Below are 25,884 nucleotides of genomic sequence, written 5' to 3'. Positions count from 1 at the left end.
TCGGGGCAATTGGGACGAATCCCGCATGCGGTCTTGATTCCCTTTAGGGATGGGGGTCGATATGGGCTTTTGGCAACGCCGTCAAGCCCATATTGATATCAGCCAAGGATCGCCTCAATCGACGCGGTGACTTCTTTGATATCCGCCAGTCCGTTCACGGGGCGCAGATCGCCCTTGGCGTAGTAATAGCCGATCAGCGGCGAGGTCTTCTTGTAATATTCCATCAGGCGCGTACGCAGGCTGTCTTCGTTGTCATCTGCACGACGCTGGAAGTCATTTTCCTTACCGCAATTGGTGCATTTACCATCCGCAGGGATTGGTTTGGTGATGTCGTTATAAACCTCACCACACCCGCCGCAGGTCGAACGCGCCGTAATACGGCCCACCAACGCATCGTCATCGACGCGCATTTCGATCACTGTGTGCAACGACTGACCCAGCTTGGTCAGCAACGCTGCCAGTGCATCGGCCTGCGCCAGCGTACGGGGGAAGCCGTCAAAGATGAAACCGGCGCCTGTTTCGGTGGTCAGCTTCTCTTCGATCAGGCCGATCACGATCTCATCGGTGACCAGCTTGCCCGCATCCATGATCGCCGCAACCTTTTGCCCCATCTCGGTGCCCGAGGTCTTGGCCTCGCGCAGCATGTCGCCCGTGCTTAACTGAACCATGCCGCGTGTTTCAACCAGGTGGCGCGCCTGCGTCCCTTTACCGGCCCCCGGGGGCCCAAGAAGAATGATGTTCATCGACGAGAGGGTCCCTTCCTGCCGCGTTTCTTACCTTTGCCGCGCAGTTGGGACTTTTCAATCAGCCCTTCGTATTGGTGCGCAAGCAGGTGGCTCTGAACCTGTTGGATCGTGTCCATGGTCACAGAGACGATAATCAGAACCGAGGTGCCTCCGAAATAGAACGGGATGGCAAACTGGCCCCGAAGGATTTCAGGTAGCAGACAGACCGCCGCCAGATAGGCCGAACCCAGAACCAGCACGCGGTTGACCACGTATTCCAGATACTCGGCGGTTTTCTTGCCCGGACGGATACCCGGCACAAAACCGTTCTGCTTTTTCAGGTTGTCCGCCACATCGTCCGGTTTGAACGACACGTTGAACGTATAGAAATAGGCAAAGAACACGATCATCGAGGCGAAAAACAGCAGGTACAACGGCTGTCCGGGGCCAAAGTTGGCCAGCAGCCACGACATCACCGGCCCGTTGGTCGCACCCGACGAGAAGGTCGAGATCGTCACCGGCAACAGAAGCAGCGAGCTTGCAAAGATCGCCGGGATAACGCCCGCCGGGTTCACTTTGACCGGCAGGTGGCTGGAACCACCTTCATAGATCTTCATACCGGCCTGACGGCGCGGATATTGGATGTGGATCTTGCGCAAGGCCCGCTCCATGAACACCACAAAGGTGATCACGGCGATAACCATCACGATCACACCCACGATCACTGCAGGGCTGATCGCACCGCTACGTCCGCTGGCAAAGAACTGCGCCAATGCGGCCGGAACCTCGGCAATGATACCGACGAAGATGATCAGAGAGATACCGTTACCGATGCCACGTGCGGTGATCTGCTCACCCAGCCACATCAGGAACATTGTGCCGCCAACCAGCGTAATCATGGTCGACATCCGGAAGAACATGCCCGGATCGGTCGCCAGATCACCCGATTCCAGCGATACGGCCAGACCATAGGCCTGAACGGTGGCCAGAGCCACGGTTCCGAAGCGGGTATACTGGTTGATTTTCTTGCGTCCCTGCTCGCCCTCTTTCTTGAGCTGTTCGAGCGCGGGAACCATAGATGTCAGCAGCTGCACAATGATCGAGGCTGAAATGTAGGGCATGATGCCGAGGGCAAAGATACCCATCCGCCCCAGCGCCCCGCCAGTAAACATCGAAACCATGCCGCCGATGCCCTGCCCCGCCTGCTCCATGAATTCGCGCAGGGCCTGCCCGTCGATCCCCGGCACCGGAATAAAGGTGCCCAGGCGATAAACGATCAACAAACCCAGCGTAAACAGGATGCGGTTGCGCAGATCGGTGGCTTTGCCAAGGGCAGACCAGCTTGTGTTGGCTGCCATTTGTTCTGCTGCTGATACCATAAATCGGTCTCTCTTATGAAAACACCGCCCGGAACCGTTTTCCGGCTCGGGCGGCGTCTGGGAAAACTCTGAGGACTATGTAAGCGGGTCTTTGCCCGCTCACAAGCGCTTACTCTGCCGCAGCAGCTTTTGTGACCGTCAGTGAACCGCCCGCTTTTTCGACTGCCTCAACGGCAGCTTTCGAAGCACCCGTGACCTCCAGGTTCAACTTGGCGCTGATTTCGCCCTTGGCCAGAACGCGGATGCCGTCCAGCTTGCGACGAACCAGACCGGACGCAACCAGCGCGTCCTCGGTGATCGCAGCTTTGGCGTCCAGCTTGCCGGCGTCGACGAATTTCTGGATCAAACCCAGGTTGATAACGGCGAATTCCTTGCGGTTCGGCTTGTTGAAGCCACGCTTGGGCAGGCGCTGGTACAACGGCATCTGGCCGCCTTCATAGCCATTGATGGCCACACCCGAACGGGATTTCTGGCCTTTGATACCACGGCCACCCATTTTACCTTTGCCGGAACCGGGACCACGGCCAACGCGGGTGCGTTTCGGTGTGGCGCCAGGATTGTCGCGCAATTCGTGCAGTTTCATATCGCTTCTCCTTAGCCGGATGTGGCCCCCGAAGCGTGATGGGCCAACCACGGCATTTCTTGGTTTTGATTCGTATGGCGCAAGGCCACCGCAGGCGTATAGGCCCGTTGACCCCTCTTGGCAAGCCCGCGGAAGCGTACCGCGCTAGTCCTCGGGTCCACCCGCCTTTTCAGCGGACCCTTTATGCGGCCGGATGGGGGCTGCAAGTGGGTCGATACCGTGCTTCTCGACCAGTTTGCCCACCAGACTGTTCGGATCGGGTCTGCCGCCATATTTGGTCCGCATGATCGCTCGCATCCGTCGACCGTATAGATGGATCGAAACCGTATCCTCTTTCATGTAGTGGTCGATTCTAGCATTCGGCCGGGCCAGGGCACGGCGGCGCGTGAAGTTCAGCGGATAGAAAACGTGCTCGGGCAGCGCATATTTGATCTCACCCGTCTGCTTCAGTGCCCAGGTAAACGCCCGTGGCCCCCACACCCCCCAGAACACCTCAGGGACGTTTACAGGCGCTCCGTTCTGCAGCGATTCTTCCAGCGGCTTTCGGTGCCTCGGAGGCAACCACGGCGGAATGAAATAAGGATCATTGGTTAGCTCAATCAATTTGCCCAGTGTATCACTATCCTGAGGTAGAGCGAGCACGCCTGTGGCCACCTCACCTTCGAGCCGCCCATAGTAATGGCCGTTGGGTGTCGAGAAAGGCTTCAGACAGTAAGCATCGGTATCTGCCCAGATCAAATCCGCTTCTTGCGCCAGCAGTCGATACCGGAACTTGTCCGAATGAGGTGCCGGGCTTCCGGTTCGGCCATGAGTCACAAACTCGGAATCGGGCAGTACCTCACGCGCATCGCGGTGCTCGACCCCATCGGGGATGTTTGTGACGTTGTCATAAGTATAGAGGCGCACACTTTGTCCTGCGTCCAGGTAAGACTTGATGCAGAGCTGTTCCAGGAAACTCAGGGGGCCTTCGACCCACAGCATTCCAATCTGATATTCACGCGCCATACTAAGTCTTTCCGCCAAATTGAACCGAGCATAAAAGTCGCTTTTCTGGCGTGTGCCTTATATGCGGCGTCCTCGCAATGCGCCCGGTCAAAAAACTTCAGCGCTGTGACGCGATAGACTCTCAAACAAAAAAGCGGCGCCAAACGGCGCCCCTGAATTCGTGGATCAGTTTGCTGTGTTACGAGCAGTAAACGTGATCATGCGCGATGTCTTTGATATCGCAGCGGCGCACACCGATATCGTTCAGTTCGCGGTCGGTCAGGCTTTGTAGTTCCGAATAGGTGCGATTGAATTCTGCGCGCAGGGCGTAAGCCTCTTTTACCTTTGCTGCAAAGTCAGCGATGCGAGCAAAAACGGTGATGCCGTGAGTGGTTGTTGCTGTATAAGCCATATCTGAATTCCTTTCCTGATCGGGGCGTATTCCCCGATGTTTTCTTGTGTGTTCCTTGTTTGGACAGGGTTCAGATAGGAGTGTTCGGTATCGCTAACAACGAAGATTTCGGTCTAGCCGCTATGCGTGCATTGAATAGCTATGCGGGGCGCTGTGCTTAATTGGGACCTTTACTGGCTTCTCTGCTTTCGCGCACTTCTTCTGCGGGCGGTCATCGCCCGGCCATCCCGAATACTAAGCCCCATCAACGTCAGATTGGTGGCGCCAGCGATCAGTTCAACGACTTGCACAATATAAAAGCTGGTGTCGAATGATCCTGCGTTTGCTTTTGCGCTAAGGTAGATGGCGGCGGGAACAAGGATGAGAAGTCCGTTCATCGCTATGATCGGCATCCGTTTCTTCTTGGCGAGCGCCTGGACATCTTTGCGGCGACGCCCAAGAGACATGCCGGATGCACCGACAATCACCATTGCTGGCACCAGAATAAACAGTCCGCTGACGATCATGGATTTTACCGCGGCGACGGTCGCATGGGTTGCAAATAACTCGCTGTACAAGGTGGATGTCCAGAAAACGAGGATTGTAAGAAAACCTAATACTCCGGCGATGGGGTGGATGGTTCTTAACATGTTGCTACTCCGGTTATCGCATCAGGCGACGCAGTGGTTTTCAACTGCGAGCTTTCGAACAAGATGTGGCCGCGCCACAGCACTATCTGGATAGTCCGCGATCCGTCGCTGAAATTCGGGATTGGTAAATGCGTCGCGGAAACTTTGGACGTCCTGCCAGATCGCGTAGTTCACAAAGGTCGAACTGCCAGCGATGCCCTGATGGAGTTGTGTAGAAATATATCCTGGCTGAGATTTCATGAAATCTGCATCATGCGCCCAGGCCTTCAGCAGCGCCTCTTTGTCTTTGGCGTCCACTGTGAACAGGTTGATCAGCACTACCGGACCTTCTTCGGTCTGCATCTGATCTGCCAGCGTGACGATATTGTCCAACTCTTCAATACGAGCCATTTCGATTCCTCTCAATTCTTCTCCATAGCAAGCTATATATTATTGCATAGCTTGCTATGCAAGTGTAAATCTTGAACATGAACTTTGAAAAAGAAAACTCGGCCGGATACCTGGTCAATCACATGGCGCGGCTGTTTGCGAAGGAATTGCAGCAGCGCATTGCGCCCTTGGGCATCGTTGTTGGGCAATTTCCGATTTTACTGCAGCTTTGGCTCAAAGACGGCGTGACGCAAAAAGAATTGCTGGGCAAAATTGATGTCGAACAAGCGACCCTGGCGAACACGCTCAACCGAATGGAACGCGACGGCTTGATCAAAAGAACAAAGAACCCCGCTGACGCCAGAGCCCAAATGATTTGGTTAACTGAGAAGGCCACAGCAATTCGAAACAGCGCCTATGAGTCTGCTCAAAGCGTAAATGCCGAAGCCCTACAGGTGTTAAGTGAAACTGAACAGGCACGTTTCATGAACTATATGCGCCGTGTAATAGAAAAAATGCGTTCAGATTGAACTGACACCATATCGATTAAACTAAGAGACCGTCATAACCCTTAAATGATAAAACGCCCCCGAAATATCGGAGGCGTTTCTAACTTTTCGAAGATGTCGCGCTTAGCCGCGTTCTTCGATGATCTCAACCAGATGCGGGATCTTGTTGACCATGCCGCGGACCGAAGGAGTATCCTCCAGCTCACGGGTCTTGTGCATCTTGTTCAGGCCCAGACCGATCAGGGTCGCGCGCTGTTCAGCGGGGCGGCGGATCGGGGAACCGATCTGCTTGACGACGATGGTTTTTGCCATGGGTCGCTCTCCTTATGCTTCTGCTTCAGCAGCAGCCGGTGCTTCGTCCCGCTTGGGCAGGATGTCAGCAACCTTTTTGCCACGACGCTGTGCAACCGAACGCGGGCTCTGCTCTTTCTGCAGGCCGTTGATGGTGGCGCGGATCATGTTGTACGGGTTCTGCGAGCCCAGCGACTTGGACACAACGTCCTTGACGCCCAGCATTTCGAACACGGCACGCATCGGACCACCGGCGATGATACCAGTACCTTCAGGTGCGGTACGCATTACCACTTTACCGGCGCCGTGACGGCCTTCGATGTCGTGGTGCAGGGTCCGACCTTCGCGCAGTTGCACGCGGATCATCTGACGCTTGGCTTGCTCGGTCGCCTTACGGATGGCTTCAGGTACTTCTTTCGCTTTACCTTTGCCAAAGCCGACGCGGCCTTTCTGATCGCCGACAACCACCAGAGCGGCGAAGCCAAAGCGCTTACCACCTTTTACGGTTTTCGACACACGGTTGATCGCAACCAGACGATCGGCGAATTCCGGTGCTTCGTCGCGGTCACGACCACGGCCCCGGCGGTTTTCACGTTCTGCCATTTTGGCATCCCTTCTCTCACATGGCGCAATCGGCGCCGTTTGTTCAATCCAAGTGAGCCCCGACTGTTGCCGAGGCCCCCGGATCATCGGGGCAGCCGCAAAGCTGCCCGCAAGTCTTAGATCTTCAGACCGCCTTCACGCGCAGCGTCGGCCAGAGCCTTCACTTTGCCGTGGAACAGGAAGCCGCCACGATCGAAATAGGCCTCTTCGACGCCTGCCTTCTTGGCACGCTCGGCGATGGCCGCGCCCACTTTGGTGGCCGCTTCGACGTTGTTCTTGCCAACGACACCCAGATCTTTTTCCAGGGTCGAGGCCGAGGCCAGGGTCACGCCACGCACGTCGTCGATCAGCTGAACAGAGATGTTCTTGTTCGAACGGTGTACGGACAGACGCGGACGACCCGCGTTGACCTTGCGAAGTTTGTTCCGAACGCGCAGGCGGCGCTTCAGAAACAGGGTTCTTTTGCTGTTTGCCATGGTTTGCGTCCTTACTTCTTCTTGCCTTCTTTGCGGAAGATGAACTCGCCCTTATAGCGGATGCCCTTGCCTTTGTACGGCTCGGGACGGCGCCATTCGCGGATTTTGGCCGCGACTTCGCCCACCTGCTGCTGGTCGATACCTTCCACAACGATCTCGGTCTGCTTCGGCGCGGTGATGGTGACACCTTCCGGAGCGGTGAAATCAACGTCGTGGCTGTAGCCCAGGTTCAGCTTCAGGGTGTTGCCCTGCATCTGAGCCCGGTAACCAACACCCTGGATCTCCAGCTCTTTTTTGAAGCCCTGGGTCACACCGGTTACCAGGTTGGCAACCATGGTGCGGCTCATGCCCCACTGCTGGCGGGCACGCTTGGACATGCCACGGGGGTTGATTTGCACAACATTGTCTTCGACCGACAGCGTTACGTCATCGGTTGCGGTGAAGCTGCGGGTGCCTTTCGGACCTTTCACTTCGATGGTCTGGCCGGACACAGTGGCGGTAACGCCGCTGGGCAGCTCGACCGGTTTTTTACCAATACGAGACATTGACAGACCTCCTTAGAAGACGGTGCAGAGCACTTCGCCGCCAACATTGTTGGAGCGAGCGTTTGCGTCCGACATCACACCTTTCGGAGTGCTGACAATCGACACGCCCAGACCCTGACGGACCTGTGGGATGTCATTAACGCCCATGTATACACGGCGACCGGGCTTCGAGACCCGCTTCAGCTCGCGAATAACAGGGGTGCCTTCGTAGTATTTCAGGCTGATTTCGATGGCCGGATGACCGTTTTCACCGGTCGTCGCTTCGTAGCCACGGATATAACCTTCGTCCGCCAGCACGTCCAGAACCCAACCGCGCAGCTTGGAAGCCGGGGTGGAAACGGTGGACTTGCCGCGCATTTGCGCGTTGCGGATACGGGTGAGCATATCGCCGATAGGATCATTCATATCTATGTCTCCCTTACCAGCTCGATTTCACCATGCCGGGGATCTGACCAGCAGAACCCAGCTCGCGCAGCGCAATACGGCTGACCTTCAGCTTACGGTAGTAAGCATGAGGACGACCTGTCAGCTGACAGCGGTTGTGCAAACGAGTAGCCGAGCTGTTGCGCGGCAGTTTCGCCAGTTTCAGACGCGCTTTGAAACGCTCTTCCATCGGCTTGCTCTCGTCATTCGCGATTTCTTTCAGCTCGGCACGCTTTGCGGCATATTTGGCCACCAGGCGTTCGCGCTTCTTCTCGCGTTCGATCATTGCTTTTTTAGCCATGTCTTAATCCTCCCGGCGCTTATGCGTTGAAGGGCATGTTGAATGCTTTCAACAGTGCCTTTGCTTCAGCGTCGGTTTTCGCTGTGGTGGCAATTACGATGTCCATGCCCCAGACTTCGTCGACTTTGTCGAAGTCAATTTCGGGGAACACGATGTGCTCTTTCATGCCCATGGCAAAGTTGCCCTGACCATCGAAAGACGGCTTAACACCGCGGAAGTCACGAACGCGCGGCATCGCGATGGTGATCAGACGATCCAGGAATTCGTACATCCGGTCACCGCGCAGGGTCACTTTCGCACCCAGCGGCATGTCTTCACGGACGCGGAAACCCGCGATCGACTTTTTCGCCTTGGTTGCAACGGCCTGCTGACCGGCAATCGCAGTCAGATCCTCGACAGCCGCTTTGGCTTTCTTGGAATCTTTGACAGCTTCTGCACCACAGCCGATGTTCAGAACGATTTTTTCCAGCTTGGGCAGCTGCATGTCGTTCTTGTAACCGAACTCTTCTTTCAGAGCGGGGCGGATGGTTTCAGCGTACTGAGCCTTCAGACGCGGAGTATAGGTTGCGTTATCAAGCATCGATCACGTCCCCTGTGGTCTTGGCGAAGCGAACCTTCTTGTCACCTTCCATGCGGAAGCCAACGCGGGTGGCTTTGCCGTTTGCGTCCAGCAGTGCCAGGTTCGACAGCTCGATCGGGTTTGCCTGGGGCAAACGGCCGCCTTGGCTGTTCTGGGTCTGGCGGGTGTGGCGGATGGCGATGTTGATGCCGTCGACAACAGCTTTACCGGCTTTCGGGTCAACCGAGGTAATCGTTCCCTCTTTGCCCTTGTCCTTGCCGGCCAGCACGACGACCTTGTCGCCTTTGCGGAGTTTAGCAGCCATGATTACAGCACCTCCGGAGCCAGCGAGATGATTTTCATGAAGTTCTTGCCACGCAGTTCGCGAACAACGGGGCCAAAGATACGGGTACCTACGGGCTCGTTGTTGTTGTTCAGGATGACGGCGGCGTTGCGATCGAAACGGATCGCGGTGCCGTCTTCGCGACGGACTTCTTTGGCGGTGCGCACGACGACGGCCTTGCGGACGTCACCTTTCTTTACGCGGCCGCGTGGGATGGCTTCCTTCACCGAGACGACAATGATGTCGCCGACGGAGGCGTATTTACGCTTGGAACCACCCAGGACCTTGATGCACTGAACTCGGCGAGCGCCGGAGTTGTCAGCGACATCCAGATTGGTCTGCATCTGGATCATGTGGTTTCTCCCGACCTGTGGGGGCTGGTCTCGTTAGATCCCCCAGGGTTTCGACAAATGGAAAAATCCCGGAAGCTTACGCCTCCAGAACTTCCCAACGTTTCGTCTTCGATTTCGGCGCGCATTCGATGATGCGTACAGAGTCGCCGACCTTGAAGGCGTTCTTTTCATCGTGAGCCCGGTATTTCTTGGACTTACGGATGGTTTTCTTCAGAACCGGATGCGTAAAGCGGCGCTCGACGGAAACGGTTACGGTCTGTTCGTTGGCGTCGCTGGTTACGGTGCCAGACAGGATACGCTTGGGCATAGGATTACTCCTCCGATGCCGCGGCAGCGGCCTTTTCGTTCAGAATGGTTTTGACGCGGGCAGCATTGCGGCGGGCCGCTTTGATGCCGGCAGTGTTTTCCAGCTGACCGGTTGCCTGTTGAAAGCGCAGGTTAAAGCTTTCTTTCTTCAGGTTGGCCAGTTCCTCGCGGAGCTGGTCCGGGGTCTTGTCACGCAGTTCTTGGGCGTTCATCGCCTTTTTCCTTTGCTCAAAACACCAGAAGGCCCCGTGTCAGGGTCACCTTTGACCTGGTGGATGAATGATAGACATACGAATCCCCCGACTCAGCCGGGGGAACGCAAGATGCCGCTCTATAGGGGGTTAGCGGGTAGGTAGCAAGGGAAAGTTTAGGAATCCTCTGCCTTCACTAACAGGCTAGTCGCTGCTTACTTCACCAAGCCTAGATGTCGTACGATAGTGGCGCTGTCATAATAGTCTCGTCCTTCAACAACCATGCCACCTATTACCCGCATTACTGAGCAATAGCGCACTTCGTATCGCCTTCCAGTTGGTTCAAAATCACCGAAGCTTGAATGCAGAACACCAGTGTGGGTTCCGGTATTGTGGAACTCTACGATCGCCCATTCACCGCACTCGCTGACGATCACATTATCCACGATGCATTCTCCATCCGGGAATGCCTTTCGCCAACGCTCGTAATCCTCTTTATAGGCCAGCTTGCCAAGTTGCTTTTCCTCACGAGCAACATCTTCGAACTGACAATCTTCGGCAATCACCTCGGCCCCGCGATCAGGATCCCGCATCCCCCAACTTTCATGGAATTGGCGAACCACCCGTTCAGTTTCTTTCATACTGGATACCTCTGTGATCCATGGAACATACAGGATTGTATATGAGTTGGCGTCAGGTTTTCTCACATTGAGTTTGACGAATTCATCCGGAGAAGTTTTTTAAAACTATCCAGAATTATTTGTATTTTGGTTGGAAACGCAAAACGCGGCCTCGTTTGCACGAGACCGCGTCTTCAACTGTCTAAGTCTGAGTGGCTTACGCCAGAGCGATGTTCACAGCTGCCTCACGACCGTCACGGCCGGGCTCGATGTCGAATGTCACTTTCTGGTCGTCGGCCAGGCCAGTCAGACCCGAGCGCTCAACAGCCGAGATGTGCACAAACACGTCTTTGCCACCGGTCTCCGGTGCGATGAAGCCAAAACCTTTAGTTGCGTTGAACCATTTTACGGTGCCATTGGCCATATCCGTATTCTCCTATTAAATTGCTGTCCGCGGGATTGCGACAGCGCGGCGTGGTCGGTCTGGATCGAGAGACTGAACGCCAAAATTCAGGAGACAGTGGTCGAAAAAGAAAAACGTAAGCGTGCCTCACATGGGTCATGGCGGAGCATATTGCAAGGTTTTTCGGCAACTCGAGGTGAAACGTGATTGGCAGGAACACCGCCTGTTCGCCGCGCAATTGCTCTGCTGTTCCAATTCCCGTACGGGGAACCGGGGCTCATTCCCACTTGTAGTTAAAGCTAACACTAATCCGCTCTTCCTCGGCCATGTTCATCGGCACCTCGTGGCGCAGCCAGCTTTCCCACAGCAGGACATCGCCCACCTGCGGCTTCATATAGATGAACGGTTGTAAGTCCCGCCGTCCATCTTTTAAACGCGTAGGTGCCGCCATCATGCGGCCCGAGCGGGGGTCTTCCAGCTTCAACGCGCTGGCTCCTTCGGGCATCGCCACATAAGTGGTGCCCGAAATCACACTGTGTGGGTGCAGGTGGCTGGAGTGCATCCCGCCCTCGGGCAGGATGTTGATCCACAGATCCTCGAGCTTCAACTCACCTTCGCCCAGATCAAACTCGAGATCCTTGGCAAAAGCCGCGACGTGGATGTCCAGAGCCTTGACCAAATCGGCAAAGATCGGGAACCGCCACGGCAGATCGGTCAGCGAGGCATAGCTGGTGTAACCAGGATAGCCGTTCTCCTCACACCATTCCTGCCCGGCCTCATCATCCTCGGCAATGACAAGGCAAGAGTTTTCCAGCTCTTCTGGGTCGATCTTGGGACCAAACTCGGACAAAGCTGCGCGATAAAGACGGGTAACGAAGAGTGATTCAATCTGGGCCATAAGCTGGGCATAGCCCAAGCTCTGATCCAAGGCCAGCCCCAGCCAACCCTTAGTTTTTGATTGGCCCCGAGCCGCAGCGCGGGATCGGACGCCCGCCATCCGCGTAGGCCAGACACATAACAATCTCATCCGGTTTCGGCGCGTCGGGAATGCTCAGCGTCATGGTATCGAAATGGTCAAAGGACCACGGATTGTCCTTGTGTCCGAGGGGCAGATCAATCGCACATCCCGGTGCCCCAAGTTTGGCATTCGACGGGATGACGGCTTCACCTCCACCTGCTGATGCGCGCATTGGAGCGCCGAGTTTCGGATGGATCAATGCGCCACCTTGTTCGAGATCGCCATTCGCACCCACAATCGCTGCTTTACCGTAGGAAATCGGGGCACGGTCGAGTTGAGAAACAGCCTCGGCCGCTAGGTCTGCCCCAAGCATTCCTCCAATTTCAAACAGCTCGGACAAGTCTTCCGAGAATTTACCGGCCAGCGGGTTTTGTATGACAGCCAAAGCTGCAACTCTGCAGACTGGAGCGCATGGTTGCCCAAACTGGTCGGTGGTTATGACCTCTTTGACAAAAACCTTCTTGCGTAGCTGAAACATACAACCCTCCCATTCACTCTGGGCAGATTATGGGGGCTATGGGCAAAGGTCGACTTTTTTCACTCATCAGTGGGATGGGTCGCAAAAGACTAACACAATACCCCCTGCCGGTGTCCTGACAGGGGCAATCTTGTCACGAACGAGTGGTCCCCAGTCACTTACCAGTCTTAGGGAACCTAAACACAGGTCTTGATCGGCAGCTTTATAGTGATCCGACTTGAGCTTGCATGCCCAGCGATCGACTGAAACTCTACCCAGACGTACTTTGACCGGCTTTGCAGTGACCGGAGTATCTTGGAAGATGCGGATCCAGACACGCCCTATTTCTTCAGCAAATCGGGCCAGAACTCGTTTGCTTTTTCAATATTGGCATCAATATCGCTGGCCCAGATGCGCCGCACCTGCGGGCTGTAATTCAGATACAGTTTTTCGTCCCAGATGCGCCATGCGAACGGGTCGACATCGGCCACCGCATTCTGGCTGGCCGCATAGGCGCAATATCCGCCATATTGAGGAGCATACTTCGCCGGGTCAGACAGAAAAGCCTGGCGGTTTTCATCATTCAGAAACACCCAGGTGGCGCCATTGTGCTGAGCCATGATCTCAGGATCGCCCTTTTGCGGATCACCGCCTTGCCAATAAGTCATGACGTCATATCCGTTCATCGCAAGCTTGTTGAAATACCCTAGATTCACCTCGGGCGACGCGGCCCAAGTTTTTGCGGGGGCGACCACGGTACCAACGGCCATCAGAAACAACAGAACGAAATGGCGGAGGATAAAACTTGGCATCAGTATCCTACTCGATGGCAGAGAGGGTTCGTCCGAATTTAGCCACGCCTGTCTGCCGATTGCCAGTCACGAGTCGGTAAACCGGCATGTGGCCATTGAAAGTTTAAGTCCCAAAACCTGCGTCTGACATCGAGAACGCAAAACCCCCGCCGGTATCCCGACGGGGGTCAATCTTTTAGCGAACGGGGTAGCCCCCCAATCGCTTACCAGTCTTCGCGAACCACGACGCGAGTCTTGATCGGCAGCTTCATCGCGGCCAGGCGCAGGGCCTCGCGGGCGATGTCGTCATTGACGCCGTCGATCTCGAACATCACGCGGCCAGGCTTGACTTTGCATGCCCAGCGGTCGACCGAACCTTTACCTTTACCCATACGAACTTCGATCGGCTTTGCAGTGACCGGAGTGTCGGGGAAGATGCGGATCCAGACACGACCCTGACGCTTCATGTGACGCGTCATGGCACGACGTGCAGCTTCGATCTGGCGTGCAGTTACACGCTCAGGCTCAAGAGCTTTCAGGCCGTAGGTGCCAAAGTTCAGATCAGAGCCGCCCTTGGCGAGACCCTTGATCCGGCCTTTGTGCATCTTGCGGAATTTAGTACGCTTTGGTTGAAGCATATCTTTCCCTCCTTAGCGACGACCGCCACCAGCACCACGAGGTGCAGGGCCGTCCTGGAGTTCCTGTGCTTTACGGTCACGTGCCTGCGGATCGTGCTCCATGATCTCACCTTTGAAGATCCAGACCTTGATCCCGATGATCCCGTAAGGAGTCATCGCTTCGGCATGTGCGTAATCGATGTCGGCACGCAGGGTGTGCAGAGGCACGCGGCCTTCGCGGTACCACTCGGTCCGTGCGATTTCGGCGCCGCCCAGACGGCCAGCGACGTTCACCCGGATACCCAGGGCGCCCATGCGCATGGCGTTCTGAACCGAACGCTTCATCGCGCGGCGGAACGAGACGCGGCGCTCCAGCTGCTGAGCGATGGACTCGGCAACCAGCTGCGCGTCAAGCTCGGGCTTGCGCACTTCGACGATGTTCAGGTGCAGTTCGCTGTCGGTCATACGAGCAAGCTTTTTGCGCAGAACTTCGATGTCTGCACCTTTCTTGCCGATGATGACACCGGGACGTGCAGTGTGGATCGTCACGCGGCACTTCTTGTGCGGACGTTCGATGATCACACGGGCAACACCGGCCTGCTTGCACTCTTTGTTGATGAACTCACGGATCTTGAGGTCTTCCAGCAGAAGATCACCGTAGTCCTTGGTGTCGGCGTACCAGCGGCTGTCCCAGGTGCGGTTGACCTGCAGGCGCATGCCGATCGGATTTACTTTATGACCCATTAGGCTTGCTCCTCAACTTGACGCACCTTGATGGTGATCTCCGAGAACGGCTTCATGATCTTGCCGAAACGGCCACGGGCACGCGGGCGACCACGCTTCATGACCAGGTTCTTGCCAACCCATGCTTCGGCGACGATCAGCTCGTCAACGTCCAGGTTGTGGTTGTTTTCGGCATTCGCGATTGCGGACTGCAGGCACTTCTTGACGTCCTGCGCGACACGCTTGTTCGAGAAAGTCAGGTCGGTCAGAGCCTTCTCAACTTTCTTGCCGCGGATCATTTGCGCAACCAAGTTCAGTTTCTGCGGGCTGGTGCGAAGCATGCGCGTTTTCGCCATTGCTTCGTTTTCAGCCACGCGGCGGGGGTTCTTTTCCTTGCCCATGACTTACTTCCGCTTCGCTTTTTTGTCTGCGGCGTGACCGTAATAGGTACGAGTCGGCGAGTATTCACCGAACTTCTGACCGATCATGTCTTCCGAGACGTTTACCGGGATATGCTTCTGGCCGTTGTACACACCAAAGGTCAGACCCACGAACTGGGGCAGAATGGTGGAACGACGCGACCAGATTTTGATGACTTCGTTGCGGCCCGACTCGCGTGCTGCTTCGGCTTTTTTCAGCACGTAAGCATCGACGAAAGGACCTTTCCAAACAGAGCGAGACATAGATTAACGTCCCTTCTTCTTGGCGTGCCGCGAGCGGATGATCAGCTTCTGGGACGCTTTGTTCTTGTTGCGGGTACGCTTACCCTTGGTGTCCTTACCCCACGGAGTAACCGGCGTACGGCCGCCCGAGGTACGACCTTCACCACCACCGTGCGGGTGATCGATCGGGTTCATTGCAACACCACGAACCGACGGACGAACGCCCTTGTGACGCATACGACCGGCTTTACCGAGGTTCTGGTTACTGTTGTCGGGGTTGGACACGGCACCGACGGTGGCCATGCATTCCTGACGGACCATGCGCAGCTCGCCCGAGCTCAGACGGATCTGAGCGTAGCCGCCATCGCGACCAACGAACTGAGCGTAAGTACCGGCCGCACGTGCGATCTGACCGCCTTTTCCTGGCTTCATCTCGATGTTGTGGACGATGGTACCGATAGGCATGCCCGAGAACGGCATTGCGTTGCCCGGCTTGATGTCAGCTTTTGCCGACGCGATGACTTTGTCACCAACAGCCAGACGCTGCGGAGCCAGGATATATGCCTGCTCGCCGTCTTCGTATTTTACCAGTGCGATGAATGCGGTCCGGTTCGGGTCATATTCGATCCGTTCGACGGTTGCCGCGACATCAAATTTATTCCGTTTGAAGTCAACGATCCGGTAGAGACGCTTTGCGCCACCGCCGCGGCGGCGTGAAGTGATCCGTCCGGTGTTGTTCCGGCCGCCCGATTTGGTCAAACCCTCAGTGAGAGACTTGACCGGACGTCCTTTCCAAAGCTCCGAACGGTCGATCAGCACCAGCCCGCGCTGGCCCGGCGTCGTCGGCTTGTACGACTTGAGTGCCATGCTTTCTGTCTTCCGTTTAGCAAGTGCAGGGGATTTCCCCGCTATGTGATAGGCCCCCGTAGGTGCCAAGGGTATAGGGCCCCGAAGGTCCCCGGTTACAAATATCAGAGGCCCCGGAACGAATCCGAGGCCGCAAGATTGGGTGCGTTTAGCAGTGTTGGGGGTGGGTGTCTATAGCGGGCGCTGGATTTTTGCGCCCCAGCAAAATCCGATTGCGCGGGTGAACGAAGCGTCGAATTACTCCACTATAAGTTTTGGATGACTTAGTTTCAGAAAATGCCGAGACAACTGGTTACCCAACACCAACTCAGCCCTCCTGATTGTCCTCCGCTTTCAATTCTCGCACAATGCGGAAACCGACCCATGGCCCCCAATAGTCTTCGGGATGGCCTACACGCCGAGCTGGGCGAGCCAATTCTACTGATGCTCCGTACGAGCCCCCCTTTCCAACGCGCCTACACCCAAGCGGACGATACGAGGCAGCGAGGTAGCGAGCCGAAGAGGCAAAGCCGAGATGCCCTTCGCTCCAACACGATCTTGTCGTTTCAGATACGTTTCCAGACATATGACGCAACCCCCAAGAATTTGCAGCATCCAACTCATCCACTGTAACAGGCCGTTTTTCATTCCCGGGGTCTCTTTTCCACACGCTCCTGCCACCTTCGATTTCTCGCCAATAGATAGAAAAGTTGGCTTGTTCCCGTGTCAGTGAATCACCTTGTGCAAAGATCGTTTTTGCTCCTGCCCGGGCAGCGTATTCCCATTCTACTTCAGTAGGGAGGCGATAGACCTTGGCACCCACCTTGTCATTTAGCCATGCTAAGTAGTCTTGCATTTCGGTGTAGGTGACAGCAGTGATCGGGCTGCGGGGATGGTCTTGGTAGGGGCCGTTTCTAAGTCGAAAGCGTATACGTGCGTCGGCCTCATCTGCGCACCTTCTCTCAGCGACGCAGGCGGCCCACTCCTCTCGAGTAACTTCGGTAAGACCCATTGCGATAGGAACATCAATTGTAACGTCGTGTTTTGGGGTCTCGCTGACGAATGTGTCATAGGGGTCTGGGACTTCATCGGGATCAATGTTTAGACCAATCTTGAAACGACGATGCGCTTCCCTCGCCTCTTTTTCAGTTGATCCGAACGAAAAATACCCCTTAGGCAAAACAACCATTGATGGACATGCTTCGCATTCCTGAAACGTATCAAGATCTGAAACCACTTGGCTTTTGGAGATAAAATAGCTCTCCTCAGCGAAAATCGGAGAAACATGAAAGAGCGCAATGAAACTCACCGGCAAAAACAAAATTCTGAAGAGGCTCATCCTGCTCAATCTCTATCAAGTCATTTATGAACGCACAGCTAAAGAATTTAAGCAGCTTTGAGCTTTGATCGAAGGGCCACTGCACTCGAAAAAAACGAAAATGCACGTTATCCCAAAAATAAAACCCCCAACTTTAGCGGGGACATTTATCTCTCTCCAAAGACGGGTCCGATCAGAGACCGGTGGACACGTCGATGGTGTTACCCTCTTCCAGGGTCACATTTGCTTTTTGACGTCTTTTCGACAGCCCAGCTGGCCGTGGAACTTACCGCTCACCCATACAGCGCGCGGGCCTCGGCGAAGGACAGCAGACGGCGGCTTTTCTCATCCCACAGGTGCAGGCGCGCGTTGGCGAGGCTCTCTCGGATGGTCATCTGGTTGCTGTTGGCCAGCTCATCATGATCGCGCAGCACTTCGGTCAGGCGATAGAACGGAATGCGGCTGTAGAGGTGGTGCACGTGGTGGATGCCGATATTGGCGCTGAACCACTGCAATACGGATGGCAGGATGTAATGAGAGCTTCCGTGCAGGGCAGCCTCGTGCAGCTGCCAATCCTTATCGGGATCCCATTGCGTCTCTTCGAATTGGTGCTGGACGTAGAACAGCCAGACGCCGGCCGCCGCGGCAATCAGGGTCGAGGGCAGGAAAATCAGCAACATCGGCATCATGCCGCCAAAATAGTAGATGGCCCCTAACACGATCAGAATGGCCAGATTTGTGACCATCGCGCTGACCCAGAATTTCGGAATACCCGTCAGGCCAAGCGGCAGCCGGTTCTGAAACAGGAACAGATACCCGGGACCAAAGCCAAACAGGGTAATCGGGTGCCGATACACCCGATACCAAAAACGGTTCATCGACGTCATCGCACGGTATTCGGCCACCGTCAGCGTGTGGATGTCACCCATCCCCCGCTTGTCCAGATTGCCCGAAGAATTGTGGTGCGTGGAATGCGTACGGCGCCAGACATCATAGGGCGTCAGGGTCAGCACTCCGATCACCCGCCCGACCCAGTCACTGACCGTTCGGTTCGTGAAGAAAGCCCCGTGCCCGCAATCGTGCTGAATGGCAAACAGGCGCAACAGGAATGCCGCGTTGAGGACTGAGACTGCAAAAGCAAGCCAATAGCTGACGGACAGGAACATCCACGACACTGCCCACAATGCGATGAATGGGATGATGCTGACGCCAAGCTCGAACCAACTGCGCAACTGGTTCGGTTCGCGATATTTGGCAAGCGTCGTCACCCAGTCACGCGCGGCGGTCACATCCGGCTTTGCCGAGGTCGATAGATTGGTTTCCGTCATGTGCCTGCCAAATCATTTTCTTTCAGCACACCGGATAGACGACCACACCGACATAGCAACCTGATTCTGGACCAATCGCGATGTTTGGCGTTCAATTTATGGTGCTGCCGCTCAAAAAAGGCCTCCGAAGTCACGGGGGCCTTGTTCGATTGTCCGATGTCGGGTCAGACTTAGGCAAGTGAAATCGTCAATGGCGTCATCCGTTCCACCTACATATGTGTTTTTTGACGCCAGCCCGACGACTCGGTCGACCGTAATATTAGCCGTCCGCCTTCATCTCGGTTGCAATTATGATGCTGATCGGCCCGGTCGAGAAGGGCCCCACACCGAACTCCATGTGGTCAATCTCGCCCTCTGCCGTGAAGGCCACCCAATCGCCCGCATAATATTCGATGGCGCTGCCCAGCGGGTGCTCGCCCTGATGGGTCAGAGTCGCCTTCAAGGTCACGGGTTTGGTCACGCCGTGGATGGTCAGGTCACCGGTCACATCTGCCGTGGTGTCTCCGGTCCGCGCGATCCCGGTGCTGACAAAGGTGATCTCGGGGTAGGTTTCGACCTCAAAGAAATCCGCCGACTTCAGGTGGTCGTCCAGCGGGCCAAAGCCCGACGACAGGCTGTTTGTGTCAATTGTCACGTTCAGGGTCGATGCCTCGACATCATCCGCGTTCAGGTCCAGCACGCCTTCGGCCTTGGTGAACTCGGCATGCTGGTTGGACACGCCTGCATGGCTCCAGCCAAAGCGCACCTCGGTATGCCCCTGGTCGGTTTTGTAAGTCTGCGCAAAGGCCGGGGTGACGGCGACAGCTACTGCAACGGCTGCGATCATAGATTTGAAAGTCATCGTTATGTTCCTTTCATCTGCAATGGGGCTGGTTTTTAGATGAATTTTCATCTAGTTGAATTTGCAGCCAACAGCAATAAGATTTGGAGCAAACACAAAGTTGTGAAGAACGATCTGCCAACCCCATTGGAAACAGACATCTGGGTGGCCATGAACCGGACAACCCGGCTTATCCAATCAGAAATCAGTGCAGCCTTGAAAGATGCGGGCCTGCCGCCTCTGAAATGGTATGACTTGCTATGGTCGCTTGAACGGCACGGAGGAAGGCTGCGCCCTTTTGAACTTGCTCAAGACACCATTTTTGAGCAGTCGAACCTGTCTCATCTCAGCAGACGAATGGTTTCTGAGGGGCTAATCGAATTCGTATCTTATGCCGGAGACAGGCGCGGTAAAATGCTGCAGATTACAGACAAGGGCAAAGAGCTGCGTAAACGTATGTGGAAAATCTACGGACCGCTGCTGCATGAAAAGATGCGCGCACTTGGCGGTGCCGAGGGTTGGCAGGCGTTCCTTGCGTCCGCAGGACGTCAGGCGGATTGAACGAAACATCAAAGACCCAGATCGACGATCACCCCAATGACCGCCTGCGACACAGTGGTTCAGATTCAACCGCAATGCGCTGCTTTAGTTTGATATGGCCCAACACCTCGCGAAAAGCGCGGTGCCTGGGTTTCCCCTCAAGATAATCCGCCAGCTTGAGCAGGTTGATCGGATGCTTCACAATCAGCGCTTCGACCCTCTGCACTGCGTCATCCAACTCGTAATGGTCGATAAACTGACAGGCCACCTGGGTCGGCGTTAGCAGGCAAAAATCCTGCGGCCGTTTGTCGGTATAGCGGATGATATCGAAGGGCGACGCCCCAAGGGCGTGGAACTTGGGGATGTACACGCGCATATCAGCCTGCGGATGTTCTAGTACCGTGCCCGAGATCTGACAAAACCCCAGCGGCCCAAGCTTGCCGAAAACATGTCTCCGCATCGCCGGAGAAACCATGTCAACATCCGCCCTGTCATATTTCAGATCATCGAATACGGACAAAAGCCCGAGATTTTCATCAGCGATCTGAAAGTATGGCTCGGCGCTGAAAGCCCGCATCTGCCCCAGTAACTGATTGCGTTTGGCTTCGGTTTGGGACCCTGAAACCGCGTCATCGGCAGGGTCCACTGACCCCATAAAAAGCCGCAGTAAGCGCTGGGTAACGAACCCCTGCTTGCGCGCAAAACGGTCCGAATTCACAGAGATTGATTTGTTTGCTCCACGTTTGTTCATTTGACCGTACCTATAATTTCCGAAGCATTCGGCGCATCAGTCAAAACGCTTGGGCGTACCACCCCATAGTCACCGCCCAATCAACAGAATGATCTTCAACCTTTTGCCCCGTTCACTACTGAAGATAACGCAGTCCGCTCCCCTGTCACGGGTTAGCGGCGAAAGAACGCCGGTAACAAAACGCTAACGGCTTGCCGTCAGACACCCGTTCCTGCCTTCGACATGGCAGCTTCCTGACCCAAACGTAAAAAGGCTCCGCCCACCATTCGGGGGCGAAGCCTGATCATGTTCTCACCGTTTGGTGTAACCGGATCAGAGACCGGTCGACACGTCGATGGTGTTACCCTCTTCCAGGGTTACATATGCTTTTTTCACGTCTTTCCGCTTGCCCAACTGGCCACGGAACCGCTTGACCTTGCCTTTGGTGATGGTGGTGTTCACCGCCTTCACCTTGACACCAAACAGCGACTCAACCGCTTCTTTGATCTGCGGTTTGTTGCTGTCGATCGCCACTTCAAAGACAATCGCGCCGTTCTCGGACGCCATGGTCGACTTTTCGGTGATGATCGGCTTGCGGATTACGTCGTAGTGTTCTGCCTTCGCGCTCATTTCAGACGAGCCTCCAGTGCTTCGACAGCCGCTTTGGTGAGCACCAGGGTGTCACGCTTGAGGATGTCATAAACGTTTGCACCCATCGACGGCAGGATATCCAGACCTTCGATGTTGCGCGACGCCTTCAGGAAACCTTCGTTCACGGTCGCGCCGTCGATGACCAGAGCGCGTTTCCAGCCCAGGTTTGCAACCTGTTTGGCCAGAGCGGCGGTCTTGCCCTCGGCTTCGGCGTTCTCGATCACAACCAGTTCACCTGCCTTGGCTTTGGCCGACAGAGCGTGGCGCAGGCCAAGCTTGCGGAACTTCTTCGGCAGGTCGTGGCCGTGCGAACGAGGGGTCGGGCCTTTGTAGATACCACCCTTGCGGAAGATCGGCGCGTTGCGGTCACCGTGACGAGCGCCACCGGTGCCCTTCTGGCGATAGATCTTCTTGGTCGAGTAGCTGGTTTCCGAGCGGGTCTTCACCTTGTGGGTGCCGGCCTGCGCGTTGTTGCGCTGCCAACGGACCACACGGTGCAGGATGTCCGCGCGCGGCTCCAGGCCGAACAGGTCTGCATCCAGCTCGATGTTGCCGGCTTTGCCGCCGTCCAGTTTGATTACATCAAGTTTCATGCTTCACCACCTTCCGCGGGTGCTTCTTCCGCAGGTGCTTCGGTTGCAGCCGATTTCACAGCAGCCGGGAAAGGCAGGCCTTCCGGTGCTTTCTTCTTGACGGCGTCCTTGACGGTGACCCAGCCCGATTTCGGTCCGGGAACGGCGCCTTTGATGAAGACCAGACCACGGTCGGCGTCGGTTTTGACGACTTCCAGGTTCTGGGTGGTGACACGGGCAGCACCCATGTGACCGGCCATCTTCTTGCCTTTGAACACCTTGCCCGGGTCCTGACACTGACCGGTCGAACCGTGCGAACGGTGGCTGATCGAAACACCGTGCGAGGCGCGCAGACCACCGAAGTTGTGGCGCTTCATCGCACCGGCAAAGCCTTTACCGATCGAGGTACCCGAAACGTCAACCTTCTGACCTTCCAGGAAGTGTTCTGCCGAAATCTCAGCACCCACTTCAATCAGGCCATCTTCGGAGACGCGGAACTCGGCCAGCTTGCGCTTGGGCTCGACCTTTGCAGCGGCATAGTGACCGCGCATGGCCTTCGAGGTGCGTTTTGCCTTGGCCGCACCGGCGCCCAGCTGAACGGCGGTGTAGCCGTCTTTGTCAGCCGTACGCTGTGCAACGACCTGCAGGTTGTCCAGGTGAAGAACGGTTACAGGAATCTGTTTGCCGTCTTCCATGAACAGGCGGGTCATGCCAACTTTTTTTGCGATAATACCAGAGCGCATAATCTATACCCTCCGATCTTACGACTGCAGCTTGATCTCGACGTCCACACCAGCAGCGAGGTCGAGCTTCATCAGCGCGTCAACGGTCTGGGGGGTCGGATCAACGATGTCGAGCAAACGCTTGTGCGTACGGATCTCGAACTGGTCGCGGGATTTCTTGTCAACGTGAGGGCCACGGAGAACCGTGAACTTCTCGATCTTGTTCGGCAGCGGGATCGGGCCACGCACGTTCGCGCCGGTCCGCTTGGCAGTGTTGACGATCTCTTGCGTGCTGGCATCCAGAACGCGATAGTCAAATGCCTTCAGCCGAATACGGATATTTTGGCTTTGCATAATAACAGCCTTTTATCAGGCGTTGAGGTTGAGAGGAGGACAAGCGCGCATCGCCAACCCTCTTCGAACCCAAAAGGCGGGAATCACCCCGCCTTAACGTTCTTGTTGAGAACTCGCGCGAAATACAGGGGTGTAGGGGGTTTGGCAAGGGCGATTTAAAAGCTCATTGAAAAAGTAATTGAGCTAAGGCTCAGAGCTTCGCGTTTCTAAGTCCAAGATTAGGTCACTTACTTTACGGTCTCTGAATTGCTCAGGGTGCTTTCGTGATGTCGATACACATCACCAAGAATTGCTGCTGGACATTGTAGAGAAAAATCTTCCAAAACATCTCTACAATAGGCAGACGCACGCAGAAGGAAAACCAACTCGCTTTCGTCTACGAACGGCTCATCTTCCGGAATCCGTTTTCCCTCATACTTGGACCAACTAAGATTCGAGAACACTGGCAGAACACCAAGCGATGAAGGAACAAAACGATCAATGCATGCTCTCTGATCAAGCTGCGAAACTTCGGTATCAACAACCAATACGAACCCTCGCACCTCATTCTTCTCGTTCGCGCCCCAAGCTGCAAAGCATCCAGCACCTTGAACAGACAATCCTGAAGACAGTAACCGTCGAATCTCCGGTTTTGCGTTTGAGATATCAATATCAATGTCACGGCCAATATAGACTTTGGTCGCATTTCTTGCCTTTTCGTCTTTCAATCGACCAAACAACAGCGCATAGTTTGTTTCCGGTCCGATACTGCCTTTAGGCAGAAACCAGTTGCCCGGAGATCCAGGTAACGAGATTTGTGTTTTTGCATGCTCCCCCAGAAATTTGAGCATTGATGCCGAATGGAATCCTAGCTCAGCAGGAACGTCCCCAACTGCTTCAAATGCAATTCCATCGGGCCAATGAGTCAACGTCATGAGGTCCGCGTTTTCACGGATGTATCGATTTGTCGGAACAACTAAATCCGAGGATTCTTGGCCACTCACTGATGTTGCGAGGAATACCAAGCAAACAAGGTTCCTGAGTACTGTCATTCTATGAAACCCTCGGCAGAACGCGTGCAATATTTCCGCACAATACCGTGATGTCAAACCATTCAGACCGGGCTTTAGAATCAGTGGTTCCCCGAAAACACGCAAGCGCAAACTTGGACACAGAACACCGCGCGGACGCCGCAACGAAAGCTTCACCTCTCTGACGCTGCGCCCTAGGAGGAGCCGCTAACCCTCAGGCGGTCGGATCGTCACATATCGTGGCACAATGACCTTGTCGTAAAACAAAAAAAACAACGGCGTCAGTACCATCGACAGCGCTACGACAATAATCAGCGTGTTTGCGAGATCAGCGCTCAGCACATGGGTTGCGACCGAGAAGGACAACAGCACAAACCCGAACTCTCCGGCCTGTGCCATTCCCAGCGCAAACAGCCAATTATTTGCACCGGACACGCCGAACAATCGGCCCAGAGCAAAGAGGATCACCGCCTTTATAGCCATCACCCCAAAGGTCAGCGAGACAACCAGGCCTACATTTTCGACCATCAATCTGAAGTTCACCGAGGCTCCTACGCTGACAAAAAACAACCCAAGAAACAGCCCCTTGAACGGAGTGATCTCTTTTTCCAGCGCATTGCGATATTCGCTGTTGGCCAACACCACCCCGGCGATGAACGCCCCCAGAGCCGGTGTCAGACCAACGGCCATCATCAACACGGCCACACCGACCACAAGGGTCAGGGCCATGGCTGTGAACAGCTCAGGCAATTTAGCGGATTCGACATATCGGAACACTGGCCCGGTCAGATAAGCACCGCCAACAATCACCAGAATGATCGAACCAAGTGTGACAAGCGCCCTCAGCCATCCCGGCATGCCTTGCACAAGATTCAGTGAAAGCCCGGTGCTTGTCGTGGGCCCGTGACTGACGGCCCCGCCCCCCATCGCGGCAAGCTCCGGCACCACCAGCAACGGCAGAAGCGCCAGAATTGGGATCACCACAATGTCCTGCATCAACAGAACCGAAAAGCTGGATTGCCCTCCGGTTCCCATCAGCAGCCCTTTTTCATGCAGTGTTTGCAACACGATAGCCGTGGACGACAGTGAAAATATCAACCCGATGGTCAAGGCCGACTGCCACGGCTGCCCGAGCGCCATCGCCAACCCCATTACGGCAAGAGAGGTACAAACCAGTTGCAAACCACCCAACCCCAAAAGCCTTTTACGCAAATCCCAAAGTTTCTTTGGCGCCAGTTCCAGACCAATCAGAAACAGCATCATGACAACGCCAAATTCGGCAAACCGCTCAAGACTGCCGACATCAACACTCAGCACCGACAAGACAGGGCCAAGCAGCATTCCGGCAATCAGGAAACCCAGAACCGACCCAAGGCCAAGCCATACGGCGACCGGAACAATAGCAATGCCCGTCCCGAGAAGAATGAAAGATAGAAAAAGATAGTTTTCCATATAGGTTCAAATATTGCTTGTGGAATTCTCTTACACAAGCTGCACATTTTTGCGCGCCTAGGAACTGATACATCCAAACAAAAAAAGGGCGTCCCTTGGGACGCCCTTTCTTTTGGTAATCGCGTAAGCGCCTTACTCGATGATTTTCGACACAACGCCGGCGCCGACGGTGCGGCCGCCTTCGCGGATGGCGAAACGCAGGCCGTCTTCCATCGCGATCGGGGCGATCAGCTCGACGGTGAAGCCGACGTTGTCGCCGGGCATGACCA

41 protein-coding genes and 2 pseudogenes are annotated in these 25,884 nt (G+C 55.4%); 2 read left to right on the top strand and 41 right to left on the bottom strand.

Translation table 11 applies throughout. The features are described from left to right. Window positions 1–98: 98 nt before the first annotated feature. The 7 genes from ACR0AL_RS17830 to ACR0AL_RS17800 all read right to left on the bottom strand — a co-directional run bounded on the left by ACR0AL_RS17830 (window position 99) and on the right by ACR0AL_RS17800 (window position 5,102). Entirely contained in the window at window positions 99–743 is a 645-nt protein-coding gene (locus ACR0AL_RS17830; protein WP_170351670.1) for an adenylate kinase, read from the bottom strand. After that, a complete protein-coding gene (secY, locus tag ACR0AL_RS17825) occupies window positions 740–2,104 on the bottom strand; it encodes a preprotein translocase subunit SecY (protein WP_058283501.1) in 1,365 nt (454 codons plus the stop codon). The genes ACR0AL_RS17830 and secY overlap by 4 nt, the downstream gene beginning before the upstream one ends. 109 nt (window positions 2,105–2,213) lie before the next feature. Beyond that, window positions 2,214–2,687, bottom strand: a complete 474-nt coding sequence (gene rplO / locus ACR0AL_RS17820) for a 50S ribosomal protein L15 (protein ID WP_170351671.1) — start codon at window positions 2,685–2,687, stop codon at window positions 2,214–2,216. A 144-nt stretch (window positions 2,688–2,831) separates the two neighbouring features. Then, a complete protein-coding gene (locus tag ACR0AL_RS17815; protein WP_480664078.1) occupies window positions 2,832–3,692 on the bottom strand; it encodes a hypothetical protein in 861 nt (286 codons plus the stop codon). 178 nt (window positions 3,693–3,870) lie between these two features. Next, window positions 3,871–4,083 carry a DUF1127 domain-containing protein gene (locus tag ACR0AL_RS17810; protein WP_170351672.1) on the bottom strand — a complete coding sequence of 71 codons (213 nt, stop codon included), beginning with the start codon at window positions 4,081–4,083 and terminating at the stop codon, window positions 3,871–3,873. Between the two features lie 170 nt (window positions 4,084–4,253). Next, window positions 4,254–4,712: a hypothetical protein gene (locus ACR0AL_RS17805; RefSeq protein ID WP_170351673.1), complete on the bottom strand. Its 459-nt coding sequence runs from the start codon at window positions 4,710–4,712 to the stop codon at window positions 4,254–4,256. Between the two features lie 21 nt (window positions 4,713–4,733). Next, complete coding sequence (locus ACR0AL_RS17800) at window positions 4,734–5,102, bottom strand: antibiotic biosynthesis monooxygenase family protein (RefSeq protein ID WP_170351674.1); 369 nt, start codon at window positions 5,100–5,102, stop codon at window positions 4,734–4,736. Window positions 5,103–5,179: 77 nt separating this feature from the next. Here ACR0AL_RS17800 and ACR0AL_RS17795 point away from each other — a divergent pair, with 77 nt between their 5' ends. Beyond that, the gene (locus ACR0AL_RS17795) at window positions 5,180–5,611 is read left to right on the top strand and encodes a MarR family winged helix-turn-helix transcriptional regulator (protein WP_170351675.1); all 432 of its coding nucleotides are present in this window, start codon (window positions 5,180–5,182) and stop codon (window positions 5,609–5,611) included. Between the two features lie 102 nt (window positions 5,612–5,713). Here ACR0AL_RS17795 and rpmD read toward each other — a convergent pair whose 3' ends face one another. The 26 genes and pseudogenes from rpmD to ACR0AL_RS17665 all read right to left on the bottom strand — a co-directional run bounded on the left by rpmD (window position 5,714) and on the right by ACR0AL_RS17665 (window position 19,605). After that, window positions 5,714–5,902: a 50S ribosomal protein L30 gene (gene rpmD, locus ACR0AL_RS17790; RefSeq protein WP_008757946.1), complete on the bottom strand. Its 189-nt coding sequence runs from the start codon at window positions 5,900–5,902 to the stop codon at window positions 5,714–5,716. 12 nt (window positions 5,903–5,914) lie between these two features. Next, window positions 5,915–6,484 (bottom strand): 30S ribosomal protein S5, encoded by a 570-nt coding sequence (rpsE, locus tag ACR0AL_RS17785; protein ID WP_058283505.1) that lies wholly within the window; start codon window positions 6,482–6,484, stop codon window positions 5,915–5,917. A 116-nt stretch (window positions 6,485–6,600) separates the two neighbouring features. Then, complete coding sequence (rplR, locus tag ACR0AL_RS17780; protein WP_058283506.1) at window positions 6,601–6,960, bottom strand: 50S ribosomal protein L18; 360 nt, start codon at window positions 6,958–6,960, stop codon at window positions 6,601–6,603. A gap of 11 nt (window positions 6,961–6,971) precedes the next feature. Then, window positions 6,972–7,505: a 50S ribosomal protein L6 gene (gene rplF, locus ACR0AL_RS17775; RefSeq protein WP_170351676.1), complete on the bottom strand. Its 534-nt coding sequence runs from the start codon at window positions 7,503–7,505 to the stop codon at window positions 6,972–6,974. Between the two features lie 12 nt (window positions 7,506–7,517). Further along, window positions 7,518–7,910 (bottom strand): 30S ribosomal protein S8, encoded by a 393-nt coding sequence (gene rpsH, locus ACR0AL_RS17770; RefSeq protein ID WP_010437099.1) that lies wholly within the window; start codon window positions 7,908–7,910, stop codon window positions 7,518–7,520. A 13-nt stretch (window positions 7,911–7,923) separates the two neighbouring features. Next, window positions 7,924–8,229, bottom strand: a complete 306-nt coding sequence (rpsN, locus tag ACR0AL_RS17765; RefSeq protein ID WP_010437098.1) for a 30S ribosomal protein S14 — start codon at window positions 8,227–8,229, stop codon at window positions 7,924–7,926. Window positions 8,230–8,248: 19 nt separating this feature from the next. Then, a complete protein-coding gene (gene rplE / locus ACR0AL_RS17760) occupies window positions 8,249–8,809 on the bottom strand; it encodes a 50S ribosomal protein L5 (protein WP_170351677.1) in 561 nt (186 codons plus the stop codon). Further along, the gene (gene rplX / locus ACR0AL_RS17755) at window positions 8,802–9,113 is read right to left on the bottom strand and encodes a 50S ribosomal protein L24 (RefSeq protein WP_008755589.1); all 312 of its coding nucleotides are present in this window, start codon (window positions 9,111–9,113) and stop codon (window positions 8,802–8,804) included. Before rplX ends, rplE begins: the two co-directional genes overlap by 8 nt. A 2-nt stretch (window positions 9,114–9,115) precedes the next feature. Beyond that, on the bottom strand, window positions 9,116–9,484 hold the full coding sequence (rplN, locus tag ACR0AL_RS17750; RefSeq protein WP_008757934.1) for a 50S ribosomal protein L14: 369 nt from the start codon (window positions 9,482–9,484) through the stop codon (window positions 9,116–9,118). Between the two features lie 76 nt (window positions 9,485–9,560). Continuing rightward, window positions 9,561–9,791 carry a 30S ribosomal protein S17 gene (gene rpsQ / locus ACR0AL_RS17745; RefSeq protein ID WP_170351678.1) on the bottom strand — a complete coding sequence of 77 codons (231 nt, stop codon included), beginning with the start codon at window positions 9,789–9,791 and terminating at the stop codon, window positions 9,561–9,563. 4 nt (window positions 9,792–9,795) lie between these two features. After that, complete coding sequence (gene rpmC / locus ACR0AL_RS17740; protein ID WP_010437082.1) at window positions 9,796–10,002, bottom strand: 50S ribosomal protein L29; 207 nt, start codon at window positions 10,000–10,002, stop codon at window positions 9,796–9,798. Window positions 10,003–10,196: 194 nt separating this feature from the next. Beyond that, window positions 10,197–10,622, bottom strand: a complete 426-nt coding sequence (locus ACR0AL_RS17735; protein ID WP_480664076.1) for an ester cyclase — start codon at window positions 10,620–10,622, stop codon at window positions 10,197–10,199. Window positions 10,623–10,818: 196 nt separating this feature from the next. Next, window positions 10,819–11,025: a cold-shock protein gene (locus tag ACR0AL_RS17730; RefSeq protein WP_170351679.1), complete on the bottom strand. Its 207-nt coding sequence runs from the start codon at window positions 11,023–11,025 to the stop codon at window positions 10,819–10,821. Between the two features lie 256 nt (window positions 11,026–11,281). Continuing rightward, window positions 11,282–11,902 (bottom strand): 2OG-Fe(II) oxygenase family protein, encoded by a 621-nt coding sequence (locus tag ACR0AL_RS17725; protein ID WP_170351700.1) that lies wholly within the window; start codon window positions 11,900–11,902, stop codon window positions 11,282–11,284. 49 nt (window positions 11,903–11,951) lie between these two features. Beyond that, window positions 11,952–12,500, bottom strand: coding sequence for an amino acid synthesis family protein (locus tag ACR0AL_RS17720; RefSeq protein ID WP_170351680.1), 549 nt, complete (start codon window positions 12,498–12,500; stop codon window positions 11,952–11,954). Window positions 12,501–12,716: 216 nt separating this feature from the next. Beyond that, window positions 12,717–12,824 (bottom strand): annotated as a pseudogene (rplP, locus tag ACR0AL_RS17715) (50S ribosomal protein L16); the annotation flags it as partial. Continuing rightward, window positions 12,821–13,165, bottom strand: a complete 345-nt coding sequence (locus tag ACR0AL_RS17710; protein WP_480567458.1) for a YHS domain-containing (seleno)protein — start codon at window positions 13,163–13,165, stop codon at window positions 12,821–12,823. The gene ACR0AL_RS17710 and the pseudogene rplP (ACR0AL_RS17715), both read right to left, overlap by 4 nt. A gap of 329 nt (window positions 13,166–13,494) precedes the next feature. Then, entirely contained in the window at window positions 13,495–13,908 is a 414-nt protein-coding gene (rplP, locus tag ACR0AL_RS17705; protein WP_058283513.1) for a 50S ribosomal protein L16, read from the bottom strand. A gap of 12 nt (window positions 13,909–13,920) precedes the next feature. After that, complete coding sequence (gene rpsC, locus ACR0AL_RS17700) at window positions 13,921–14,631, bottom strand: 30S ribosomal protein S3 (protein ID WP_008758042.1); 711 nt, start codon at window positions 14,629–14,631, stop codon at window positions 13,921–13,923. Beyond that, complete coding sequence (gene rplV, locus ACR0AL_RS17695; protein WP_039538267.1) at window positions 14,631–15,011, bottom strand: 50S ribosomal protein L22; 381 nt, start codon at window positions 15,009–15,011, stop codon at window positions 14,631–14,633. Before rplV ends, rpsC begins: the two co-directional genes overlap by 1 nt. Window positions 15,012–15,014: 3 nt before the next feature. Further along, entirely contained in the window at window positions 15,015–15,293 is a 279-nt protein-coding gene (gene rpsS, locus ACR0AL_RS17690) for a 30S ribosomal protein S19 (protein ID WP_005980699.1), read from the bottom strand. Between the two features lie 3 nt (window positions 15,294–15,296). Then, window positions 15,297–16,139, bottom strand: coding sequence for a 50S ribosomal protein L2 (gene rplB / locus ACR0AL_RS17685; protein WP_170356688.1), 843 nt, complete (start codon window positions 16,137–16,139; stop codon window positions 15,297–15,299). 307 nt (window positions 16,140–16,446) lie between these two features. Beyond that, window positions 16,447–17,457, bottom strand: a complete 1,011-nt coding sequence (locus tag ACR0AL_RS17680) for a formylglycine-generating enzyme family protein (protein WP_170351682.1) — start codon at window positions 17,455–17,457, stop codon at window positions 16,447–16,449. A gap of 172 nt (window positions 17,458–17,629) precedes the next feature. Beyond that, window positions 17,630–17,724: pseudogene (locus ACR0AL_RS17675) on the bottom strand (50S ribosomal protein L23); the annotation flags it as partial. 5 nt (window positions 17,725–17,729) lie between these two features. Beyond that, entirely contained in the window at window positions 17,730–18,764 is a 1,035-nt protein-coding gene (locus tag ACR0AL_RS17670; RefSeq protein ID WP_170351683.1) for a fatty acid desaturase, read from the bottom strand. Between the two features lie 259 nt (window positions 18,765–19,023). After that, window positions 19,024–19,605 (bottom strand): YceI family protein, encoded by a 582-nt coding sequence (locus ACR0AL_RS17665; protein ID WP_170351684.1) that lies wholly within the window; start codon window positions 19,603–19,605, stop codon window positions 19,024–19,026. Window positions 19,606–19,644: 39 nt separating this feature from the next. Between ACR0AL_RS17665 and ACR0AL_RS17660 the strand changes: the two genes are divergently transcribed. Continuing rightward, window positions 19,645–20,145: a MarR family winged helix-turn-helix transcriptional regulator gene (locus tag ACR0AL_RS17660; protein WP_170553308.1), complete on the top strand. Its 501-nt coding sequence runs from the start codon at window positions 19,645–19,647 to the stop codon at window positions 20,143–20,145. A 28-nt stretch (window positions 20,146–20,173) separates the two neighbouring features. On the opposite strand, the gene ACR0AL_RS17655 is transcribed toward ACR0AL_RS17660, so the two are convergent. The 8 genes from ACR0AL_RS17655 to ACR0AL_RS17620 form a co-directional block, all read right to left on the bottom strand. Beyond that, window positions 20,174–20,875 carry a hypothetical protein gene (locus ACR0AL_RS17655; protein WP_480664074.1) on the bottom strand — a complete coding sequence of 234 codons (702 nt, stop codon included), beginning with the start codon at window positions 20,873–20,875 and terminating at the stop codon, window positions 20,174–20,176. A gap of 312 nt (window positions 20,876–21,187) precedes the next feature. Continuing rightward, the gene (locus tag ACR0AL_RS17650) at window positions 21,188–21,484 is read right to left on the bottom strand and encodes a 50S ribosomal protein L23 (protein ID WP_058272362.1); all 297 of its coding nucleotides are present in this window, start codon (window positions 21,482–21,484) and stop codon (window positions 21,188–21,190) included. Continuing rightward, window positions 21,481–22,098, bottom strand: a complete 618-nt coding sequence (gene rplD / locus ACR0AL_RS17645) for a 50S ribosomal protein L4 (RefSeq protein ID WP_170334382.1) — start codon at window positions 22,096–22,098, stop codon at window positions 21,481–21,483. The genes ACR0AL_RS17650 and rplD overlap by 4 nt, the downstream gene beginning before the upstream one ends. Continuing rightward, window positions 22,095–22,820, bottom strand: a complete 726-nt coding sequence (gene rplC, locus ACR0AL_RS17640; protein WP_170351686.1) for a 50S ribosomal protein L3 — start codon at window positions 22,818–22,820, stop codon at window positions 22,095–22,097. Before rplC ends, rplD begins: the two co-directional genes overlap by 4 nt. Before the next feature lie 18 nt (window positions 22,821–22,838). Beyond that, window positions 22,839–23,153, bottom strand: coding sequence for a 30S ribosomal protein S10 (gene rpsJ / locus ACR0AL_RS17635; protein ID WP_008756422.1), 315 nt, complete (start codon window positions 23,151–23,153; stop codon window positions 22,839–22,841). Between the two features lie 227 nt (window positions 23,154–23,380). Continuing rightward, a complete protein-coding gene (locus ACR0AL_RS17630) occupies window positions 23,381–24,067 on the bottom strand; it encodes a hypothetical protein (RefSeq protein ID WP_425081859.1) in 687 nt (228 codons plus the stop codon). A 303-nt stretch (window positions 24,068–24,370) separates the two neighbouring features. Further along, a complete protein-coding gene (locus tag ACR0AL_RS17625; protein WP_170351688.1) occupies window positions 24,371–25,615 on the bottom strand; it encodes a cation:proton antiporter domain-containing protein in 1,245 nt (414 codons plus the stop codon). Between the two features lie 132 nt (window positions 25,616–25,747). Then, window positions 25,748–25,884 (bottom strand): EF-Tu C-terminal domain-related protein (locus ACR0AL_RS17620; RefSeq protein WP_480664189.1); only part of this gene is annotated, 137 nt, incomplete at its 5' end.

This window comes from Ruegeria sp. BB1 (assembly GCF_056539465.1).
Note: the sequence above shows the minus strand (reverse complement) of the source record. Positions and strands in the feature narration are given on the sequence as shown.